A 1,882-nucleotide genomic window follows, 5' to 3' on the forward strand; every position below is an offset into this window, starting at 1 on the left:
CCTCCGCAGCCACTACCGCAAACCCTTTACCATGCTCACCTGCTCGAGCCGCCTCAATGGCCGCATTCAAAGCCAACAGATTGGTCTGCCGCGCAATCTCTTCAATAATACCAATCTTCGAGGCTATCTCGCGCATGGCCTGGACCGCCTCACCAACCGCCATGCCACCCTCTTCGGCATCACGTGCCGCCTGCTGGGCAATAGTCTGCGTCGTACCCGCATTATCAGAGTTCTGTTGAATGTTGGATGACATCTCCTCCATCGCCGATGAGGTCTCTTCAATGGAGGCCGCCTGATTGGTCGCTCCTTGCGACAGATTTTGCGCCGCATCGGAGATTTCATTGCTGCCAATCGCCACCTGCTCTGCAGAGGTGGAGACCTCGGTGATTACCTCACGCAACTTATCGGCCATCTGTTTCAAGGTGTCGGCCAACTGGCCCACCTCATCCTTTTGCTGCAGATCAATGGTCGCCGTCAAATCACCACCAGCGATGCGTTTGGCAAATTCGACACCCATGGTCAAAGCGGAAACCAGCGCACGGGTCAAAAACAGGGCAATGATCACCCCAAACAGTATGGCACCCACACTGGCACTGCTGATCAAAGTCACCGCTGATGAGACCTCAGCATGCGCTTTGTTCTGCTGGCCATGAACCACTTGCGCCAATTTTTCTGCCGCAGCTCGCCGCGCCACAATCAACTCTTGTTCGGCTTTGTTCTGTTCGCGAATGGACTCCAGTATCGCAGACATCTCTTTCTGATACTGCTCAATACCGGCAATAATTTTTTTTGTCTGATCGATATTAACCGCTTGCTTGAAACGCGATAACAACTCCTGGGCCACTTTTAAGGCGCCACCGCTACCTTCTTGATTACGTTGGATAAATTTTTCATCTTTTCCAGATGTAATAAATATCTCCTTTTCGCCAATGCGGGCATCCTTGAAAAAGATCAACATCTGTCCCGCTCTTGCTACCTTATCCGCACGATCCTCGATGGCGGCAGTACGTTCTGCAGAAGCTTGCACATTTTGCTCACGCAACATTTCATGCAATTTATGTGTCTGATTCTCCTGCATTTTGGTTACTTCCACGCGCACAGTATTATCAGCAATGTCGCGGATGCGTGCCAAACCTTCATTGCGCTTTTTTTCCAGCTCCACATAGTGCGCAAAGGCTTTGCCATAGTGCTCCATGGCATTGATCACTCCATCAATTTGCCCTTTGTCATCTGCACTATGAAATTTTTGGTCACGATCTATAATCGCCTGTTTTTTGAACTCATCCAGCGCTTTTTGGTTTTCCTGGACATGTTTCATATCCTTGCGCATGATGAAATTTTTTTCCGACTGCATCGCCTTGTTGACCTGCTCGATCAAAAATGCCAAATCCTGGCTCTTGTCCAAACGCCCGGCAATGCCGTTAATTCCATTATAACCGGTAAGCGCCACGGCAAAGGTCAACAGCAAAACCAAGCCAAAACCCAAACCGAGTTTGATTCCCAGTTTTAAGTCCTTCATCCCATCTCCTCCCCATGGGTAAACAATACCATACGCACTCACCTGCAGATGATCAGGCGGACGCAAATTTTCTGTTATAAAACGTCAATATTTGTCAGAATGTATAATAATAAACCAGTGCAGAGAATCTGTCAGTAAAAAAAACTCAGGGCAATCGCATTTGAAAATCAGAAAATTATTATGGAGGTCCAGGAGGAGATTATCTCCTCCTGGAGGGTGCAGGGCAAAGCCCTGCTGGTAATGTGCGGCGTTTCACAAAAGCGAATGCGTAGCATTTGCGCACGCCGCACCGATTTGTGCCCCGATGGGGCACCCTTTGGGAGGGCGGACGCCCGACATGCACAGTTTCGCTTGTAGCAACAG

At 49.4% G+C, this 1,882-nt stretch carries 1 protein-coding gene; it reads right to left on the reverse strand.

Going from position 1 to position 1,882, the window contains the following annotated elements:
• Positions 1 to 1,519: methyl-accepting chemotaxis protein (locus EJP87_RS18095; RefSeq protein WP_130472813.1), on the reverse strand; the 1,519-nt coding region annotated here is incomplete at its 3' end.
• Positions 1,520 to 1,882: the final 363 nt, after the last annotated feature.

This window comes from Candidatus Magnetaquicoccus inordinatus (genome assembly GCF_004217665.1).
GTDB lineage: Bacteria > Pseudomonadota > Magnetococcia > Magnetococcales > Magnetaquicoccaceae > Magnetaquicoccus > Magnetaquicoccus inordinatus.